The organism is Erythrobacter aurantius (assembly GCF_023823125.1).
GTDB lineage: Bacteria > Pseudomonadota > Alphaproteobacteria > Sphingomonadales > Sphingomonadaceae > Erythrobacter > Erythrobacter aurantius.
Map to the genome: position 1 here is coordinate 1,662,831 of NZ_CP090949.1, position 18,108 is coordinate 1,680,938.

At 61.2% G+C, this 18,108-nt stretch carries 26 protein-coding genes; 19 read left to right on the plus strand and 7 right to left on the minus strand.

The features are described 5' to 3' along the window. Positions 1 to 9: 9 nt before the first annotated feature. The 5 genes from acpS to pyrE are packed head-to-tail and all read right to left on the minus strand — an operon-like array spanning position 10 to position 3,162. Positions 10 to 414, minus strand: a complete 405-nt coding sequence (acpS, locus tag L1K66_RS07865) for a holo-ACP synthase (RefSeq protein WP_034952770.1) — start codon at positions 412 to 414, stop codon at positions 10 to 12. Further along, entirely contained in the window at positions 414 to 710 is a 297-nt protein-coding gene (locus L1K66_RS07870) for a pyridoxal phosphate biosynthetic protein (protein ID WP_252260394.1), read from the minus strand. Before L1K66_RS07870 ends, acpS begins: the two co-directional genes overlap by 1 nt. Continuing rightward, positions 697 to 1,440 (minus strand): pyridoxine 5'-phosphate synthase, encoded by a 744-nt coding sequence (locus L1K66_RS07875; protein ID WP_252260395.1) that lies wholly within the window; start codon positions 1,438 to 1,440, stop codon positions 697 to 699. Before L1K66_RS07875 ends, L1K66_RS07870 begins: the two co-directional genes overlap by 14 nt. After that, positions 1,437 to 2,555 (minus strand): beta-lactamase family protein, encoded by a 1,119-nt coding sequence (locus tag L1K66_RS07880; protein ID WP_252260396.1) that lies wholly within the window; start codon positions 2,553 to 2,555, stop codon positions 1,437 to 1,439. Before L1K66_RS07880 ends, L1K66_RS07875 begins: the two co-directional genes overlap by 4 nt. Position 2,556: 1 nt before the next feature. After that, positions 2,557 to 3,162, minus strand: coding sequence for an orotate phosphoribosyltransferase (pyrE, locus tag L1K66_RS07885; RefSeq protein ID WP_252260397.1), 606 nt, complete (start codon positions 3,160 to 3,162; stop codon positions 2,557 to 2,559). A gap of 256 nt (positions 3,163 to 3,418) precedes the next feature. Between pyrE and coxB the strand changes: the two genes are divergently transcribed. The 16 genes from coxB (at position 3,419) to L1K66_RS07960 (ending at position 15,145) form a co-directional block, all read left to right on the plus strand. Then, the gene (gene coxB / locus L1K66_RS07890; protein WP_252260398.1) at positions 3,419 to 4,372 is read left to right on the plus strand and encodes a cytochrome c oxidase subunit II; all 954 of its coding nucleotides are present in this window, start codon (positions 3,419 to 3,421) and stop codon (positions 4,370 to 4,372) included. Between the two features lie 54 nt (positions 4,373 to 4,426). Further along, positions 4,427 to 6,136, plus strand: a complete 1,710-nt coding sequence (ctaD, locus tag L1K66_RS07895; RefSeq protein WP_252260399.1) for a cytochrome c oxidase subunit I — start codon at positions 4,427 to 4,429, stop codon at positions 6,134 to 6,136. 111 nt (positions 6,137 to 6,247) lie between these two features. Continuing rightward, complete coding sequence (locus L1K66_RS07900; RefSeq protein ID WP_252260400.1) at positions 6,248 to 7,183, plus strand: heme o synthase; 936 nt, start codon at positions 6,248 to 6,250, stop codon at positions 7,181 to 7,183. Continuing rightward, complete coding sequence (locus L1K66_RS16450; protein WP_034952780.1) at positions 7,180 to 7,305, plus strand: hypothetical protein; 126 nt, start codon at positions 7,180 to 7,182, stop codon at positions 7,303 to 7,305. Before L1K66_RS07900 ends, L1K66_RS16450 begins: the two co-directional genes overlap by 4 nt. A gap of 2 nt (positions 7,306 to 7,307) precedes the next feature. After that, the gene (locus tag L1K66_RS07905) at positions 7,308 to 7,904 is read left to right on the plus strand and encodes a cytochrome c oxidase assembly protein (RefSeq protein ID WP_252260401.1); all 597 of its coding nucleotides are present in this window, start codon (positions 7,308 to 7,310) and stop codon (positions 7,902 to 7,904) included. Positions 7,905 to 7,936: 32 nt separating this feature from the next. Then, entirely contained in the window at positions 7,937 to 8,821 is an 885-nt protein-coding gene (locus L1K66_RS07910) for a cytochrome c oxidase subunit 3 (RefSeq protein WP_252260403.1), read from the plus strand. Positions 8,822 to 8,916: 95 nt separating this feature from the next. Further along, on the plus strand, positions 8,917 to 9,201 hold the full coding sequence (locus L1K66_RS07915) for a DUF983 domain-containing protein (protein WP_252260404.1): 285 nt from the start codon (positions 8,917 to 8,919) through the stop codon (positions 9,199 to 9,201). Next, positions 9,198 to 9,776 carry an SURF1 family cytochrome oxidase biogenesis protein gene (locus L1K66_RS07920; protein ID WP_252260406.1) on the plus strand — a complete coding sequence of 193 codons (579 nt, stop codon included), beginning with the start codon at positions 9,198 to 9,200 and terminating at the stop codon, positions 9,774 to 9,776. Before L1K66_RS07915 ends, L1K66_RS07920 begins: the two co-directional genes overlap by 4 nt. A 61-nt stretch (positions 9,777 to 9,837) precedes the next feature. Next, complete coding sequence (thrC, locus tag L1K66_RS07925) at positions 9,838 to 11,265, plus strand: threonine synthase (RefSeq protein ID WP_252260407.1); 1,428 nt, start codon at positions 9,838 to 9,840, stop codon at positions 11,263 to 11,265. Then, positions 11,265 to 12,173, plus strand: a complete 909-nt coding sequence (locus L1K66_RS07930; RefSeq protein WP_252260408.1) for a class I SAM-dependent methyltransferase — start codon at positions 11,265 to 11,267, stop codon at positions 12,171 to 12,173. The genes thrC and L1K66_RS07930 overlap by 1 nt, the downstream gene beginning before the upstream one ends. 12 nt (positions 12,174 to 12,185) lie before the next feature. Further along, entirely contained in the window at positions 12,186 to 12,569 is a 384-nt protein-coding gene (locus L1K66_RS07935) for a dihydroneopterin aldolase (RefSeq protein ID WP_034952790.1), read from the plus strand. Continuing rightward, positions 12,569 to 12,904, plus strand: a complete 336-nt coding sequence (locus L1K66_RS07940; protein ID WP_252260409.1) for a Rossmann fold domain-containing protein — start codon at positions 12,569 to 12,571, stop codon at positions 12,902 to 12,904. The genes L1K66_RS07935 and L1K66_RS07940 overlap by 1 nt, the downstream gene beginning before the upstream one ends. Beyond that, a complete protein-coding gene (gene moaA / locus L1K66_RS07945) occupies positions 12,888 to 13,946 on the plus strand; it encodes a GTP 3',8-cyclase MoaA (protein ID WP_252260410.1) in 1,059 nt (352 codons plus the stop codon). The genes L1K66_RS07940 and moaA overlap by 17 nt, the downstream gene beginning before the upstream one ends. Further along, entirely contained in the window at positions 13,946 to 14,191 is a 246-nt protein-coding gene (locus L1K66_RS07950) for a MoaD/ThiS family protein (RefSeq protein ID WP_252260411.1), read from the plus strand. Before moaA ends, L1K66_RS07950 begins: the two co-directional genes overlap by 1 nt. Positions 14,192 to 14,194: 3 nt before the next feature. After that, positions 14,195 to 14,641 (plus strand): molybdenum cofactor biosynthesis protein MoaE, encoded by a 447-nt coding sequence (locus tag L1K66_RS07955; protein WP_252260412.1) that lies wholly within the window; start codon positions 14,195 to 14,197, stop codon positions 14,639 to 14,641. An 81-nt stretch (positions 14,642 to 14,722) separates the two neighbouring features. Next, entirely contained in the window at positions 14,723 to 15,145 is a 423-nt protein-coding gene (locus tag L1K66_RS07960) for a hypothetical protein (protein WP_252260413.1), read from the plus strand. A gap of 51 nt (positions 15,146 to 15,196) precedes the next feature. Here L1K66_RS07960 and L1K66_RS07965 read toward each other — a convergent pair whose 3' ends face one another. Together L1K66_RS07965 and L1K66_RS07970 are read right to left on the minus strand one after the other, a co-directional pair. After that, positions 15,197 to 15,886, minus strand: a complete 690-nt coding sequence (locus L1K66_RS07965) for a Crp/Fnr family transcriptional regulator (RefSeq protein WP_252260414.1) — start codon at positions 15,884 to 15,886, stop codon at positions 15,197 to 15,199. Further along, a complete protein-coding gene (locus tag L1K66_RS07970) occupies positions 15,883 to 16,389 on the minus strand; it encodes a hypothetical protein (RefSeq protein ID WP_252260415.1) in 507 nt (168 codons plus the stop codon). The genes L1K66_RS07965 and L1K66_RS07970 overlap by 4 nt, the downstream gene beginning before the upstream one ends. A 218-nt stretch (positions 16,390 to 16,607) precedes the next feature. Between L1K66_RS07970 and rplU the strand changes: the two genes are divergently transcribed. The 3 genes from rplU to L1K66_RS07985 all read left to right on the plus strand — a co-directional run bounded on the left by rplU (position 16,608) and on the right by L1K66_RS07985 (position 18,107). Then, positions 16,608 to 17,057 carry a 50S ribosomal protein L21 gene (rplU, locus tag L1K66_RS07975; RefSeq protein ID WP_252260416.1) on the plus strand — a complete coding sequence of 150 codons (450 nt, stop codon included), beginning with the start codon at positions 16,608 to 16,610 and terminating at the stop codon, positions 17,055 to 17,057. A 13-nt stretch (positions 17,058 to 17,070) separates the two neighbouring features. After that, positions 17,071 to 17,340 carry a 50S ribosomal protein L27 gene (gene rpmA, locus L1K66_RS07980; RefSeq protein ID WP_034952804.1) on the plus strand — a complete coding sequence of 90 codons (270 nt, stop codon included), beginning with the start codon at positions 17,071 to 17,073 and terminating at the stop codon, positions 17,338 to 17,340. A gap of 221 nt (positions 17,341 to 17,561) precedes the next feature. Beyond that, positions 17,562 to 18,107 carry a GNAT family N-acetyltransferase gene (locus L1K66_RS07985; protein WP_252260417.1) on the plus strand — a complete coding sequence of 182 codons (546 nt, stop codon included), beginning with the start codon at positions 17,562 to 17,564 and terminating at the stop codon, positions 18,105 to 18,107. The last annotated feature ends 1 nt before the right edge of the window (position 18,108 follow it).

Here is an 18,108-nt window from a genome sequence, read left to right on the forward strand (position 1 = left end):
CGGCCATTGTCAGGCTTTTGGATGCGCTTCGATGATGACGAAGGCCTGCGCCCATGGATGATCGTCGGTTAGGGTAAGATGAATGGTGGCCTCATGGCCCGGCGGGATCATTTCTTCAAGCCGCTTTGCCGCGCCGCCTGTCAGCGCGAGTGTCGGCGCACCTGAAGGAGCGTTGACGACGCCGATGTCCTTCATGAACACTCCACGCTTGAAACCGGTGCCGACAGCCTTGCTGAAAGCTTCTTTCGCAGCGAAGCGCTTGGCGTAGGTGCCGGCGATGGTGAAGGGGCGACGGCGGGCCTTGGCGCGCTCGGTTTCGGTAAAGACGCGGTTTTCGAAGCGTTCGCCATAGCGTTCAAGCGAATTGGCGATCCGCTCAATATTGCAGAGGTCAGAGCCAAGCCCGATGATCATTATCCGGCCCTCGCGATCAGGACACCCAGCAGTACCAGCGCGATCCCGTGGAGCATCACCTGCGATTTGAACAAAGGATGGGCGAAATCGCCCTTTGCGAATTTGAGCGATCCCACGAATCCGAAAATTTGCAGTGCGACCCAGCCGATGGCGAAACTGCGCAGGATACCGGTGTTGAGCGCAAAGCCGAGGAAGCCGATGGCGATCAGAAACAGAATGGCCGCGGCAAGCGACCATGTCTTTTGCGCTGATGACAGCGGGGGAAGTTCCTCCTGCGACATATCAGCGCGCCTCATCCATCAATTCGCGCATCCGGCGGATCGCGGGTTCAAGTCCGGAGAAGATCGCTTCGCCGATCAGGTAATGTCCGATATTGAGCTCCGCCAACTGCGGAATCGCGGCGATCGGCTGCACATTGTCAAAGGTCAGTCCGTGCCCAGCATGTGGCTCGATCCCGTTCTTTGCGGCTAAAGCGGCCAAGTCGGTTATGCGGCGCAATTCGCGGCTCACGCGTTCCTGATCGCCGTCAATCCATGCGTGGGCATATTCGCCGGTGTGAAATTCGACTACGGGCGCGCCAAGCCGCAGAGCGGTATCAAGCTGGCGCTCGTCCGCTTCGATGAACAGTGAAACCCGGATGCCCGCTTCGCGCAGCTGATCGACAATAGGCACAAGCTGGTTGTGAAGCCCTGCCGCGTCGAGGCCGCCTTCGGTCGTACGCTCCTCGCGCTTTTCAGGCACGATGCAGGCCGCATGCGGTTTGTGCCGGAGGGCAATGGCCAGCATTTCCTCGGTCGCTGCCATTTCCAGATTCAGCGGCAGGTCAGTCGCGGCCTGAATGCGCGCGAGATCTTCGTCACGGATATGACGCCGGTCTTCACGCAGGTGAGCGGTAATACCGTCGCCGCCAACCGCAGCAACGATCTCTGCCGCCCGCACGGGATCGGGATGGTCGCCGCCGCGCGCGTTGCGGATGGTGGCGACATGATCGATGTTGACGCCAAGGCGAAGGCGGTGGCTGCTCATTCACCTGCTCCACATACCAGTTTGGCAACGGCTTGGGGCAGGAAGCCTTCGCCAGCCCAGATTTCGCCAAATTCGAAATCGGGATCAATCGTTGCAAAAACCATCGACCGCTTGAGTTGCGGCAAGAGGATATTGTGCATCCGGTATTGGCCGATCTGCCCCTTGCGCTCGGCAACTATGACAGGTGAGGGGCAACCCGGTGGCTGCGTTTCGAAGACCCATTGGCCCAGCGCCATGTAACCAAGCGCGGGATCGCCCTTCCACATCTCCGCCATCGCATCGCCCCGTTCGCCATATTGGTGCATGAGGCCCCAGTTGAAGTACACGATATCCTGCAGGGTGCCGCCAAGCGATCCGGATGCGCCGTAGCTTGGCAAGATGTCACGCTCAGGGCTGCGGATCGCATAGAAACGCTCAACATTGTCGGGCGTGATGAAGACGCGCTCAAGCGAGTTCCGGCCGTCCGGTCGCTCTCCGATGTCAGCATCGGGCGGACCGGCAAGCATGTTCTCGACCTTTTCGAAGCTCAGTTCGTCAAAGGCTGCGCCCAGCACGATGTAGTCGCAATTGTTATAGGTCCAACCGCTTGCCGGCGGCTCCGAACGCCCGTTGAGGCACCAATCGAGGCCGTAATCACCCGGCTTGTTGTAGAATGCTGGCCACCCATTCGCTTCCATCGGGGCGTCTTCGGGATTGCGCAGGCCAGAGCGGTGCTGAAGCAATTCGCGGAAAGTCGGCACTCTGCCACCACGACGGCTGATTTGCGGCACGTAGCGGGAAATCGGTGTGTCGAGGCTGATCCCCTCACGGTTCAGTTCCCCAAGCAGGCGGGCAGCAAGGATCTGTTTTGTCACCGAAGCGAACGGCCAGAGCGGCGACTCGCTGACAAATGGCACGTATCCCTCGCGTTCCAGATCGGGGCTGACATGCGCGCTGATCGCCATATTGCCCATGTCGATCGCGATCTCGCCTTTGAACCCGGCTTCGAAAGCCATCTCCTTGATTTCTTCCGATTGCAGAAGCAGGGCTTGCTGCTCCTGCGCGGCAGCAACTCCGGCGGGCAGGAAGCCGCCGAGACTGATCATGGCAAACAGGGCAGGGGCGCAGCGAAACATCTCAGGCCTTTCGACTTCCTGGTTTTGTAACAGCTACGCTCGCAAGTGCTTCGGGGATTTCATCTTCGGCATAGGTCGGGAAATCAAAAGCGGCGAGCGGGTAGAAAGGAACCCCGAGGTCGACCGAGCCCATAGAACGGTCGATCAGCGCGCATTCGGCGATCACCTCGCCGCCTTCCCTTGCAACGGCGGCAATTGCCTCGCGGCTGGAAAGTCCGGTTGTGACGACATCCTCGACCATGAGCACCTTTGCGCCCGGCTCTAGTGCAAAACCGCGCCGCAAATGGAACACGCCTTCGGGGCGTTCCAGAAATAGCGCATCCTTGCCAAGGACGCGGGCAACTTCGTGGCCGATGATGATCCCGCCCATGGCCGGGGAAACCACCAAATCCACTGCCGCAACGACTTCGGCGGGCATCGCTTTGACGACAGCTTGCGCCAGACGGCCGGCACGCGCCGGGTTCATCAGGACACGGGCGCATTGCAGGTAGTGTCCGCTGTGGCGCCCCGAAGACAGCTTGAAATGCCCCTCCAACAAGGCGCCGGATGCTCGGAATTCATCCATCACGGCTTCAACTGTGTCGGGGATATCTTGTTTCAAGGTCATGTGTTGTCTGTCCGGTAACTCAGGGAGAAAAAGGGGCTGGAAACGCAGGTGCTTGCGCGAGCGTCATGCAGCCTTGCATAATTTTCTCCCTAGAAGCGCTTGAGGCACTGGGCAAGCGCGGCTAAGGGGGCGTTGAATTCGGCAGAAATGTCGGAAGTCGCCGGGCCCAAAGGCTGTGCAAATGACCTCGAAGTCCGGCATGGGATAAAAACACGATAAGCGATTAGGCATGATTATGGGTCAGGCTTTTGCCCGCATGAAATTTGGATTTCTCGCGCTGATGGCGGCTGTGTTCGTTCTTGCGACACCGCAGGTTTCCTTGGCGCAGGAAGTGGATGCAGCTGCAGATGATGCTGCGGCAGCTACCGTGGAGGGCGCTGTTGATGCTGCTGTCTACACGCCGATGGCGCCGACTGATGGCAAGGGTATGCCCGTCGACCGCGGCCTGACCTTCCAGGATCAGTACACGGCTGATGGTGCCTACGCGCTGTGGATGCATGACTGGATCCTGCTCCCGGTGATCACCGCGATCAGCCTGTTTGTTCTCGCTTTGCTGCTGTGGGTGATCGTGCGCTACAATCGCCGTGCCAACCCGATCCCGTCCAAGAACACCCATAACACCGCTATCGAAGTGATCTGGACCGTGATTCCGGCCCTGATCCTCGTCGTCATTGCGGTGCCTTCGATCACGCTGCTTGCGCGTCAATTCGAAACGCCGCCCGCCGACGCGATCACGATCAAGGCCGTGGGTTATCAGTGGTATTGGGGTTATGAATATCCCGATCATGACATCGAGCTCGTGTCGAACATGCTCGACGAAAACGAAGCGCTGACCAGCGGTGAGCCTCACCAGTTGGCAGTCGACAACCGCATGGTTGTGCCGGTTGGTGTGCCACTGCGCATCCAGACCACCGCTGCCGATGTGATCCATGCTTTCGCCGTGCCGTCGCTGTGGTTCAAGCAGGATGCGGTTCCCGGCCGTCTGAACGAACGCATGCTCGTGATTGACGAGCCGGGCGTTTACTACGGTCAGTGTTCCGAGCTGTGCGGAGCCCTGCATGGCTACATGCCGATCGCAGTCGAAGCTGTGCCGATGGAAGACTTTGAAAAGTGGGTCGCTTCCAAGGGTGGCACCATGCCGGGCGCCGAAGCGGTTGCTGAAGCTGCTCCCGCGACCGAAGGCGAGGCGGAAGCTGCCCCGGCAGCCTAAGCCTGACCAAGCAACAAGTTTTACGAATTAGAACGAACTGAAGAGACGCAAACGATGGCAACCACCGCTGACAGTTTCGCACCGGCCGCAGGACATGGTGGCGATCATGGTCATGATCACGCGGACCACAAGCCGGGCTTCTTCGCCCGCTGGTTCATGTCGACTAACCACAAGGATATCGGCACGCTTTACCTGATCTTCGCGATCATCGCGGGGATCGTCGGTGGTGCCATTTCGGGCATCATGCGGTTTGAGCTGGCCGAGCCGGGCATCCAGTATCTGCACTGGTTTGCGAATTCCTCGCCTGAGGATATCGCGGCGGCGGGCCACATGTGGAACGTTTTCATCACCGCTCACGGCCTGATCATGGTGTTCTTCATGGTCATGCCCGCGATGATCGGCGGCTTCGGCAACTGGTTTGTTCCGTTGATGATCGGCGCGCCTGACATGGCGTTCCCGCGCATGAACAACATCTCCTTCTGGTTGACCGTTGTCGGCTTCCTGAGCCTGTTGTTCTCGATGTTCGTTCCGGGTGGCAGCGGTCTTGGTGCCGGTGTGGGCTGGACGGTCTATGCGCCGCTTTCGACCACCGGTTCGGTTGGCCCGGCTGTCGACTTTGCGATCTTCTCGCTCCACCTCGCAGGTGCGGGCTCGATCCTGGGTGCGACCAACTTCATCACCACCATCTTCAATATGCGTGCGCCGGGCATGACCCTGCACAAGATGCCGCTGTTCGTTTGGTCGGTGCTGGTTACGGCATTCCTGCTGCTCCTGGCGCTGCCGGTGCTGGCTGCGGCCATCACCATGCTGCTGACCGATCGCAACTTCGGCACGACCTTCTTCAATCCTGCCGGTGGTGGTGATCCGGTGCTCTATCAGCACCTGTTCTGGTTCTTTGGTCATCCCGAAGTGTACATCATGATCCTGCCGGGCTTCGGCATGATCTCGCAGATCGTGGCTACCTTCAGCCGCAAGCCGGTATTCGGCTACCTCGGCATGGCATACGCCATGGTCGCGATCGGCGTCGTCGGCTTCATCGTGTGGGCGCACCACATGTACACCGTCGGCCTCGACGTGAATACGAAGATGTACTTCACCGCGGCCACCATGGTCATCGCGGTTCCGACCGGGGTGAAGATCTTCAGCTGGATCGCGACGATGTGGGGCGGCAGCCTCGAATTCAAGTCGCCGATGGTCTGGGCGCTGGGCTTCATTTTCCTGTTCACCGTTGGCGGTGTGACGGGCGTGGTGCTGGCCAACGGCGGTATCGACGACAACCTGCACGACACCTACTACGTGGTGGCGCACTTCCACTACGTGCTGTCGATGGGTGCCGTGTTCTCGATGTTCGCCGGCTTCTACTACTGGTTCCCGAAGATGAGCGGCCGGATGCATTCCGAACTGCTGTCGCACATCCACTTCTGGACCTTCTTCGTTGGCGTGAACGTTATCTTCTTCCCGCAGCACTTCCTCGGGATGCAGGGCATGCCGCGTCGTTACCCCGACTATCCGGAAGCATTCGCCTACTGGAACGAGATCAGCTCGATCGGCTATGTGATCATGGCGGGCTCGATGGTGCTGTTCTTCGCCAACCTCGCCTACGCCTTCCTGGCCGGCAAGAAGGCTGAAGCCAACCCGTGGGGTGAAGGTGCGACCACGCTTGAGTGGACTCTCTCGAGCCCGCCGCCGTTCCACCAGTTCGAAACCCTTCCGGTGATCGAGGACCACCACGATTACCACGATCACCGTCCGGCAACCGCCTGACGCGATCCGGCTGCCCGGCATAGCGCCGGGTTGGCAAACTAAAGGAAAACGGGGAGGGCGCGTCGTTGAGGCGCGCTCTTCCTGAATAGACTGACGAAGCAGACTGCCGCAATGAACACCGCAACCACATCGACGATGCTGCCGACGGAATGGCGCGATTTCTTCGCGCTGACGAAGCCGCGCGTCATGACACTGGTGGTGTTCACGGCGATCTGCGGCCTGCTCGCAGCTCCGGGCACGATTCACCCCGTCCTCGGATTTACGGCCATTCTCGCCATCGCCATGGGCGCAGGCGGTTCGGCTGTGCTGAACCAGTGGTGGGAAGCCGACCTGGATGCGGGGATGAAGCGTACTGCCAACCGCCCTCTGCCGGGTGGCCGTATGCGGCGCGATGACGCGCGTGATTTCGGCGTGTTCCTGTCTGCAGTTTCTGTCGCGCTCATGGGCGTCGCAATCGGCTGGCTCGCTGCGGCGTTGCTGCTTGGTGCGATCATCTATTACGCGGTCATCTACACCATCTGGCTGAAGCCGCGCACCCCGCAGAACATCGTGATCGGTGGCGGGGCTGGCGCGTTCCCGCCGATGATCGGCTGGATCGCTGTTACCGGCGAAGTCACCGCCATGCCGGTGCTGCTGTTCGCCATCATCTTCATGTGGACCCCGCCGCATTTCTGGGCGCTCGCGCTGTTCGTGCAGTCCGATTATGCCAAGGTCGGCATCCCGATGATGCCGGTTGTTGCGGGTGAGCGTTCGACCCGTCGCCAGATTCTTGCCTACACGGTCCTGCTTGCGCCGGTGACGCTGGCCCCGTGGCTGATTGGTGGGACGAGCTGGGTTTACGGCTCCGTCGCCGTCGTGCTTTCCATCCTGTTCTTCGCGCTGGCAGTGCCAGTCGGCACAAGGACGCGGAGCGAGGTCGATTCGATGACCCCGGAAAAGACCCTGTTCAAATTCAGCATCTACTACCTCTTCGTCCTGTTTGCCGCTCTGGTGGCTGATCGGATGCTCGCAGCCAACGGGCTGATCGGGCCGGGAATCTTCGGATGACGCCTGAAGAAGAAGCCGAATTCAAGCGCCGCCAGAAGAGCCGCAACCTTGTTGTGGGCGGAACGCTGCTGTTTTTCGCCGTGCTGTTCTACGCCATCACCATGGTACGGATGGGCGACTGATCATGGCGAGCCTTCCTCTTGATGGCGACCAGAGCCGCAAGAATGTGCGAACCGGGTCACTCGCCTTTCTCGGCGCAGTAGCCATGCTCGGCCTCGGCTATGCGTCGGTGCCGTTGTATGACCTGTTCTGCCGCGTCACCGGCTTTGGTGGGACGACGCAGGTGGCGAGCGAAGCCGATGCCAATGCGGCAGCGGCCGTGGGCACCATGCGGGAAATCTCGATCCGCTTCGACGCATCGACCGCGCGCGATGTTCCGTGGGATTTCCGCCCGGCCCGATCGACCGACACTGTTCGCATCGGCCAGCGCGACATCGCGACCTATGTCGCCAAGAACAATTCGGCTGTGCCTATCACCGGTACCGCGACCTTTAACGTGGAGCCCGCGCAGGCCGGCATCTATTTCAACAAGATCCAGTGCTTCTGCTTTACCGAGCAGACGCTCGAACCCGGGCAGGAAGTCAACATGCCCGTGCTCTATTTCGTCGATCCTGCCATCCTTGACGATGAAGTGATCGGCGATATCGAGCAAATCACATTGAGTTACACTTTTCACCGCGCGAAAGAGCCCGTATCGAGTGCTCTGGACCGCACGCAATAAGACGCAATTCTCCTAGGGACGGGAAGGCAATCATGGCTGGAAACGTAAACCACGACTATCACATTCTGGACCCGGATCCGTGGCCGCTGATCGGTGCGTTTGCCGCGCTGACATTCACGAGCGGCATGGTGCTGAGCTTCTACCCTGACCTGTTCGGCGCGGCTGCCAATGTCGTGATCTGGGCCGGTCTGGCAGGTCTGCTGGCAACCTTCTTTTTCTGGTTCCGCAATGTCGTGATCGAAGCCCAGCGCGGTGATCACACTCCGGTGGTGCAGCTTCACATGCGCTACGGCATGATTCTGTTCATCGCTTCGGAAGTCATGTTCTTCGTGGGCTGGTTCTGGAGCTTCTTCGACTTCGCGCTGTTCCCCGATCCTTTGGTGGTAACCGCTGCGGGCACCGCCGAACAGGCGACCAACAACCTGTTCCTGAGCGAAGGCAAGCTTGGCCTCGGCACTCTCGTGCCCGAAGGCATGGAAGTGCTCGACCCGTTCAGCCTGCCGCTGCTCAACACGCTGATCCTGCTGTGTTCGGGTACCACGGTGACCTGGGCGCACCACGCACTGATCCACGGCGACCGCGAAGGTCTGAAGCAGGGGCTCTGGGCTACCGTTGCGCTCGGAGTGCTGTTCAGCTGCATTCAGGCCTACGAATACAGTGTCGCGCCGTTCCTTTTCGGCCAGAACACCTACAGCTCGGCCTTCTACATGGCGACCGGGTTCCACGGGTTCCACGTTCTGATCGGTACGATCTTCCTGTGCGTGTGCCTCTACCGGGCCTACATTGGCCACTTCACCCCGCGTCAGCACTTCGGGTTCGAAGCTGCCGCGTGGTACTGGCACTTCGTTGACGTGGTTTGGCTGTTTCTCTTCATCGCCGTTTACATCTGGGGCGGTGCGGGAGCCGAAGTCCACTGATGGAACCGGGCGAAAGCCCTGAGACACGAAAAGGGCAGTCCGGCATCGTCCGGGCTGCCCTTTTGGGTTTATGCCCCCGCTGCGGCGAGCCCACCTTGTTTGAAGCACCCGCGCGCGTTGCGCTGGAATGCTCCGGATGCCGGCTTGATCTTGGCGCGTTGGAGCGCGGCGGGCGGTTTGCCGGAATGCTGACGGTGATCCTCGCAATCGTACTGATGATGATCGCCGTCGGGATAGAGGCGGCGTTTCGGCCACCCCTTTGGCTTCAGGCCGCATTCTGGGCACCGGTGACAGTGGGCGGGGTGATCTTTGCCCTCCGTCTCTATAAGCACCTGCTGCTCTATGCGGCGTATGAACGGCAGAAGGAGCCTTCCGAATGATCCGCCAATTGCCGTTGATCCCGACGATTATCGTTGTCGCCGCGGCCGGGGTGATGGTGTGGCTGGGCTTCTGGCAATTGGGCCGGGCCGATGAGAAGGCAGAACTGATCGCAAGGTATGAAACGGCGCTGGCGGAGGCCGAGGAAATCGCATGGCCTTCGCCCGACACGTATGAAGCCTCGCTCTTTCGTCGCAGCCGCGTCGATTGCGTGCAGGTGAGAGGCATCGACTCCGTTTCCGGCAAATCGGATCGCGGACAATCGGGCTGGGCGCATATTGCCCGGTGTGACCATAATGGGGCGGGAGTAGCGGATGTTGCCATCGGCTGGTCCAGAGACCCCAATCCGCCTGAATGGAGCGGAGGCTCCGTTACCGGTATCGTTGCCCCCTATGGCGAAACCGTCAAACTGGTCGCGTCCGAGGGACTGGCGGGTCTGCGCCCGCTTGCGCGTCCTAACCCCAACGACCTTCCCAACAACCACTTGGCCTATGCCGGTCAGTGGTTCTTTTTCGCGCTCACCGCTTTGGCAATCTACGGGTTCGCGCTGCGTTCGAGACTGGCGAAGCGGGACTAGGGCATGGACAAGCGACACTCGCTTGCCCCCGCGCCGCACCATCGCTAACCGCGAAACCACCATGGAATACATCTCCACCAGGGGCAGCGCGCCCGTACTCGATTTCGAAGGCGTCACGCTGGCAGGGCTTGCCTCTGACGGGGGACTTTACCTGCCGCGCGAATGGCCGCGTTTCAGCGAGGCGCAAATCCGCGACTTGCGTGGCTTGCCCTATTGGCAAGTAGCAGTGGAGGTGATGGCGCCTTTTCTCGGCGACAGCCTGACGCGTGAGGAACTGACCGAAATCTGCCAGCAGGTTTACGGCGGCGAATTCAGCCATGCAGCGGTGACACCGCTGGTGCAGCTGGATGAACAGCATTGGCTGCTGGAATTGTTCCACGGCCCGACGCTCGCGTTCAAGGATGTGGCGCTGCAATTGCTGGGCCGGCTGTTCGAGACTTTTCTCGCCCGACGCGACGAACGGCTCACAATCGTTGGCGCGACCAGTGGCGACACCGGCTCCGCCGCGATCAGGGCGGTGGCGGGGCGCGACCGGGTCGAAATCTTCATGCTCCATCCCAGCGGCAAGGTCAGCGATGTCCAGCGCCGCCAGATGACGACGGTGCGCGCGCCCAATGTGCACAACATCGCCATCGAAGGCAGTTTCGACGACGCGCAGCGCCATGTGAAGGCAATGTTCGGCGATGCTTCGGTGGCGCGTTCGCTGGGCGGTCCGCTCAATCTGGGGGCGGTCAATTCGATCAACTGGGCACGGCTGATGGCGCAGGTGGTCTATTACTTCACCTCCGCGCTGCAACTGGGCGCGCCTGATCGCAAGGTCGCCTACAGCGTACCCACGGGCAATTTCGGCGATGTCTTCGCTGGATATGTCGCCGCGCAGATGGGTCTGCCGATCGAAACGCTGGTGGTGGCGACCAACGTCAACGACATCCTCTACCGCGCGCTGACCACCGGAGATTATTCCGCCGGAACGGTCACCCCGACGCAGACCCCGTCGATGGACATTCAGGTCAGCTCCAATTTCGAACGGCTTTTGTTCGATGCAGGAGGACGCGATGGTGCGGCCTTGGCCGAACAGATGCGCGGGTTCGAAACGACCAAGGCGATGCAGCTCACCAATTCCCAGCGCGAAGGCGCCCGATCGCTGTTTCAAAGCCTGCGCGCCGATCAGCAGCAGACCGCGCGGGCGGTGCAGTGGGCCTATCAGGCAGCAGGGCAGATCATCGATCCGCACACCGCCGTGGGCCTCAGCGCCGCACGCGATGCTGTGGCACAGGACGAGATCAATCCGTTGGTTCCAGTGGTCACGCTGGCGACGGCGCACCCGGCAAAATTCCCCGACATGATCGAACGTGCCGTCGGCGTGCGTCCAGCCCTGCCGCCACGCGTGGGCGACCTGTTCGGGCGCGAGGAGCACTTCGTCGAACTGTCCGGTGATTACGAAGCATCGCGCGATTTCGTGCTGGAAAACGCGGCAGCTGCAGCCTGATGGCGAAACTTGTCGAGCAGCCTACGGTAATGAAATGCACCGGGTGGGGCGTTGATGACGGCTACCACCTGCTCGACAGCGGCGGCGGCCGCAAGCTGGAGCAATTCGGCGACTACACCTTCATCCGTCCCGAACCACAAGCGATGTGGAAACCGCGCCTCCCTTGGAAAGCGGCAGGGGAGTTTGTCCCCGGCTCCGACGAGGACGGCGGCGGTCGTTGGGTGATGAAGCAGGAACTGCCCGAGAATGGCTGGGAACTGGGTTGGGAAACCGTGCGCTTCACTGCGCAGCCCACACCGTTCCGTCACTTGCAATTCTTCCCGGATATGGCCCCGGTGTGGGAATGGATGCGCGAACAGCTGCGCGGGCGGACCGATGCGCAGACGCTCAACCTGTTCGGATACACCGGCCTCGGCTCGCTGGCGCTCAGCGATCATGGCCCTGTCACTCACGTTGATGCGTCGAAGAAGTCGGTGGCGCAGGCGCGGGAGAATGCTGCGCTGTCCGGCATGGAGGATCGCCCGATCCGCTGGCTGGTTGATGACGCGGCCAAGTTCACCGCGCGCGAAGTGCGGCGCGAGCGGCGCTATGACGGGATCATCCTCGACCCGCCGAAATTCGGGCGCGGTCCCAAGAACGAGACATGGCGATTGGAGGAGGGGCTGCCCGCGCTGATCGGTGATTGCGCCAAGCTGCTGGACGCCAACAGCAGCTTCCTGTTCCTGACGGTCTATGCCGTGCGGATGAGCAGCCTTGCGATTGCGGGTTTGCTCGAAGAGGCGCTGCGCGATCTGCCCGGTACGATCGAGCATGGCGATCTGGCGGTTCTGGAAGAAGGGCTGGGCGAGGGCGCTCCGCAACGGCTGCTGCCGACAGCAATTTTCGCAAGGTGGAGCAATCCCGGCTAAGGGCACCGTTCCATGACCAAAACCGATTCGCTCATACTCGAAGTCGCCGATCTCGAAGTCGATGTTCTCACCGGCATCTATTCCGAGGAAACCGGCAAGCCGCAGCCGCTGCGGATCACCATTCAGGCGCGTTATGACGTGGCGGATCGGTATGATCCCGATACGCCGCTGGATGCGAGCAAGAATTACATGGACCTCAAATTCGCCGCTTCCGAAGGCTTGCCCAAGGGCGTGCACTTCAAGCTGATCGAGGCGGTCGCCGATCACATCTGCGAAACCCTGTTCGTGCAGGATGCACGGGTCCAGGCGGTGACGGTCAAGATCGTCAAGCTGGCGATTGCCGAAGCGAACGAACAGATCGGCATCACGCTCCACCGCGAACGCCCGGCGCTCTGATGGCGGACAAGCAGCGGGTCTTCACGGTTGAACACCTGCCTGCCGATGGTCTTGCGGCGGGGGCTGCTTTCTTTGCCGGACACCTTGCTGGCGCACGCGCCGTGATCGAGGAGGCTGACGTTGAAGCTCTCGCAATCGTCTTGCCACCCGCCGGCCCCGATCACACCGACTGGCGTCGGGCCGTCGCACGCGATCTGGCGCGGGCCTATACCCCGAAAAGGGTCAATGTGGTGGCAGGAGAGGAAGGCGCTGAACTCGACGCCCTGCTAGCCTATTTGGGGAATGCACCCGGCGTTACGGGGCATTATTGTGAGGTCCATGACCAAGGGATCTGACCGCAAGCCCGATCTGATCGTGCTCGACAACACTCCGGCAAGCCGTGCCGCGCCGTTGGTGGACGCATTTCGGCGGCGCATTTCCTATCTGCGTCTTTCGGTGACTGACCGGTGCGATCTGCGCTGCACCTATTGCATGCCCGAGAGGATGACTTTCCTTCCCAAGAAGGAAGTCCTGACGCTGGAGGAATTGTACGAACTGGCGGCGGGCTTCATCGATCGCGGGGTGACCAAGATACGGATCACAGGCGGTGAGCCGCTGGTGCGGCGCGACATCATGGACCTGTTTTCGGCGCTTGGTCGCAGGCTGGGACACGGGCTTGAGGAATTGACGCTCACCACCAATGCGACCCAGCTTGCAGGTCATGCCGATGCGCTGGTGAAGGCCGGGGTGCGGCGGGTCAACATTTCGCTCGATACGCTGGATCGTGATCGCTTTGCTCGGCTCACCCGGCGTGATGCGCTGCCGCAGGTGATGGAAGGGATCGCCGCAGCCAAGGCGGCCGGATTGAAGGTGAAGCTCAACGCCGTCGCGCTTAAAGGCGTGAACGAAGACGAATTGCCGGACCTGATCGCATGGGCGCATGGGCAGGGGCACGATGTCACCCTGATCGAGGTGATGCCGCTGGGCGATGTCGAGGAAGAGCGGCTCGACCAGTATCTGCCGCTGAGCGATGTGCGCGATCAGTTGGAGCGGCGCTGGACGCTGCGCGACAATGATGCCTCCACTGGCGGGCCTGCGCGCTATGTCGACATTGCTGAAACTGGCGGTCGGCTCGGCTTCATCACGCCCCACACCAACAACTTCTGCGCCGGGTGTAATCGGTTGAGGGTGACGGCTACCGGTCAGCTTTACCCCTGCCTCGGCGGGAGCGAACGGGTCGATCTGCGGGCTGCGCTGCGTTCAGACGATCCGCAGGCCGAATTGGCCGACGCGCTGGAACGGGCGATGATGATCAAGCCGGAAAAGCATCACTTCCGTATGGACCAGCGCGGTGCCGACCCGCATCTGGCGCGGCATATGTCGATGACGGGTGGCTGATGCCGGGAGTGCGCATAGTCTTGCTGGGCAAGCTTGCCGATCTGGGGGGATCACCAGAGATTGCCTTGCCAGCGCCGCTCGATTGGACGGGATTGCTGGCTGGCTTGCCCGAAGGTTTGGCACAGGCGGCGCAAGACCCGCGCAATCGTATTGCCGTCAATGGCGCGCTTGTCGCTGACAAAGCGTCTCTGGCTGCGGCAGCGGGCGACGAGATCGCGATGCTGCCCCCGGTGTCTGGCGGATAGGCGATGCGCGACATTCTCCTGCTCGACCGGATGTTCGTTCCCGGCACGTTGATCGGCCCGTTCACTCAAGCGAATCCGGGTTTGGGCGGGGTCTGCACCTTTGTGGGAGAGGTCCGGTCGGACGCCGGTGTCGAGGCGCTCGAGTTGACCCATTACGAGCCGCTGACCCTGCCGGGAATGCACGAACTGGCTGATCGGGCCTTTGCTCGGTTCGATCTGATGGGATTGCTGATGGTTCACCGCGTCGGGATGATGCGTCCGGGAGAGCCTATTGTCTGTGTCTCTGCCGCGGCGCGCCATCGTCGGGATGCGATCGATGCGGTCGACTTCTGCATGGATCATCTGAAGAGCGCCGCATGGTTCTGGAAGCGCGAGAAACGCGCCGGGGAGTGGCACTGGATCGAGCCGCGCGATCAGGACCATGCCGATCTTGCCCGCTGGGCCGACTGAAAAAATGCGGTGATTTGATATCGATCAAGGCCGGTTGGTTTCCGGCGGCATAATCCTCGCCCTCGAATAGGGAGATGGTTCATGAGCAAGCTCGTACAGGACAAGATTCAAACCGGCGAAGCCCGCATCGTCGACGCGCCGAAATTCGGCGTGAAGCGTGATCGCAGCTTCGGCCTGCCCAATGCGCTCTATGCCGGGACAGTCGCCTGCTACCTCGGCTTTGTCGGGGTAATGGCCGCCGGTTTTGGCAATCCGGTGTTGATCATTCCGATGGTGATCTTTGCCTTCTTCATGATCGCCGGTTTCGGCGTCCCCGCTGTGTGGACCCGGCTGAAAGGCAATGACAGCAAGCCGATGACGATGGGCCAGTTCGAAGCCAACGGCATCATGACCAACACCGGGCGACTCGCCCCGCGCGATGCAGCGGTACAGGTGTTGCTGCTGCCGGTTCTTGTGCTGGTCTGGGGCATCACCACCGCAACGATCGCCGCGATCGTGAGCTAACCGAATTGGGAAGTGAGTGGCTTCCCGACAGGGGCGTGTGACCCTCCCCGATCAGCGCCGCGAAATATCCTGTAAAAGCGCGGAATCGACGATTTCGATTCCGCGCTTTCCTTTGCGCACAATCGCCCCGGTGTCTTCGAGTTCGCCGAGCTTGCGGCTGACGGTTTCGATCGTCAGGCCCAGCATGTTGGCGATTTCCCCGCGCGTCAGCGGCAGTTCGAATTCCCGCGCAAGGTGGCAGGACGACTGGCTCGCCGCGGCGGCGAAGTCGTGCAGCAGCGCCGCCAGACGCGATTCGGCGCTGGCGTGGGCCGTCAGTTCCAGCAGGTTGCGGGTCGCCAGCAGGTCTTCCTGGCTGCGACGCAGAAGCGCGCGGGCAAGGGCGGGATAATCATCGATCGCGCGTTCGATGTCGCCGCGCGCGAAGGTGCAAAGCTTGCTCTCGGTCAGAGCGACAACGTCATGATGGGCGAAAGGCGCGAACAGTTCGCCGATGAACCCGGCCGGATGCACCAGAGCGAGGATCTGCTCGTTCCCGTCTTGATCATAGGCCGACACCTTTAGCGCCCCACTGACGAGCGTAGCGCAAGCCGCGTCTTCGTCCCCTGCGGCAAAAAGCATTTCGCCGCGTTTGATCGTGCGGGTGCGTCCGGCAGCAGCCAGTGCGTCACGTTCCTCTTCGGTAAGAACCGAACAGGCGGCCGTTTCCTTGACCGGGCAAGTCTCGCAAGCGAGGTTCATCCATCAATCTCCGACCAGAGTGCGTCCAGGATCAGATCCTGATCCGACACCAGTTTCTTGACCTCGATCTGCGCCGATCTGATCGTGTCGACCGATGCAAATTCGGTTGCAGCCTCGACCTCCATCCGATCGAGTTCAGCCAGCGTAATGGCAGTTTCGCTGTGGAGCGAAGTGAGGTCGGCCATGGCGATCAGGGCCTTTGCGCGATTGTCGCTTTCCGGCCCGCTACCGCGCGCGGCATCCACCAGCGCGGCGGCCTGTGGCCGGGCGTCAAGGAAACGCGCATGCATCGATTGCGCGGATAACAGAGCTGCGTCGATCGATTCGATGGTTTGCGCCGAAAGGGCAGGGGCAGACGGCTGGCTTGCCGGCGAAAGGCTGCCCGTCACCCGCTCCGCATCACGGATTGCCAGCGATGGATAATCATCGCTGCTGCCAGCACATCCGGCAAGCGCCGTGCAGGCAAGTCCAAACAGGGCAAAGGCGGCTTTAAAGCTATTCATGATCCCGCGTTCTGTTATCATGACGCAGCCGAGTGGCAAACCCACCTTACGCAAACGACCCTTTGCGAAAATGTCACAAGTCGAGCGTTGACTTGCTGCCGCCTTTCCCTTAACGGCACGCTTCTTTCCGGCGCTGCAAGTTCGCGGCGCTGCACTGCCGTTCGGCTGGCGCGAGGTTGCACCAGTCCGGGCACAGCACGAGACAGAGAGTTTTAGCCATGTTCGCGATAGTGCGCACGGGCGGCAAGCAATATCGGGTTGCCGCCGGAGACAAAATTGCCGTTGAAAAGCTCGCAGGCGAAGCCGGCGACACGATTACGCTGGGCGATGTCCTGCTGGCAGGCGAGGGCGACACCGTCGCTGACGCTTCCAAGGTCACCGTTTCGGCGGAAATCATCGCCCAGGCGAAGAGCGAGAAGGTCGTCGTTTTCAAGAAGCGTCGCCGTCACAACTATCGCCGCAAGAACGGCCATCGCCAGCAGATGACCCTGCTGCGCATCACTGACGTCGGCACCGGCGCGGCGAAGAAGGCTGCTCCTGCCAAGAAGGAAGCCGCTCCCAAGGCGGAAGCCGAAGCTGCACCGGCCAAGAAGCCTGCAGCCAAGAAAGCACCGGCCAAGAAGGCACCGGCCAAGAAGGCCGCGCCCAAGGCTGACGAAGCCAAGTAAGGACTAGAGAACCATGGCACATAAAAAAGCAGGCGGTTCATCGCGTAACGGTCGCGACTCAGTCGGTCGTCGCCTTGGTGTGAAGAAGTTCGGCGGTCAGGACGTGATCGGCGGCAACATCATCGTGCGCCAGCGCGGCACCAAATTCTATCCGGGCACCAATGTCGGCATGGGCAAGGACCACACCCTGTTCGCGCTCGCGAATGGCGTGGTGCGATTCCACAAGGGCAAGCTTGGCCGCAAATACGTGTCGGTAGACATGATTGCGGAAGCAGCCGAATAACCGGACGGTTCATGAAAAGGACCGTCCACCGGGGCGGTCCAGGCCGGACATCTGATCCGGCACCGTAGAGGGAGAAGGGCCACCTCGGTTTAGCCGGGGGAGTGCCGTCTCCCTCTTCTCGTATCTCCCTCGAAACCGGCCATCGAATCATTTTGTTTCGTGGCCATGAAATTGTCATGCGCAGGCCTTATCGGCGGCGCGGGGCGAGAGAGGGATTGCTCGTGTTCCATCGTAGCGAAAGATTGCTGTTAAGACCGATTTGGCCTGAAGACTGGCAGGGTGTCCTGTCAGGTATCGCCGATGAAGGCGTCGTGCGTAATCTCGCAAGGGCGCCGTGGCCGTACAGTGAACAGGATGCGCGCGAATTTACGGCCTTGCCGATTGCGCCGCTGCACCCGCGTTTTCTGATCACCCGTGCCCGTGACGCAGCGGTGATCGGATGCATCGGGATCGATCCGGTTCCGGGCGAAGCCGACGCGATTGAGATCGGATACTGGATCGCTCGCCCGCATTGGGGGCAGGGCTATGCCACGGAGGCAGGGCGCGCCGTGATCGAGATCGCGCGTACGCTCGGCTATGCCCGGCTGTATGGCTCGCATTTCCTCGACAATCCCGCATCGGGAAAGGTTCTGAGCAAGTTGGGTTTCGAGCCCACCGGAAGGGTTGTGGAACGTCATTCCTGTGGACGCGGCGAGAAGGCGCAAACGGCTGAATATTCGCTTGAATTGATCGAAAGCGACAGGTTGGGCGCTGTCTGCGCCGCCTGAA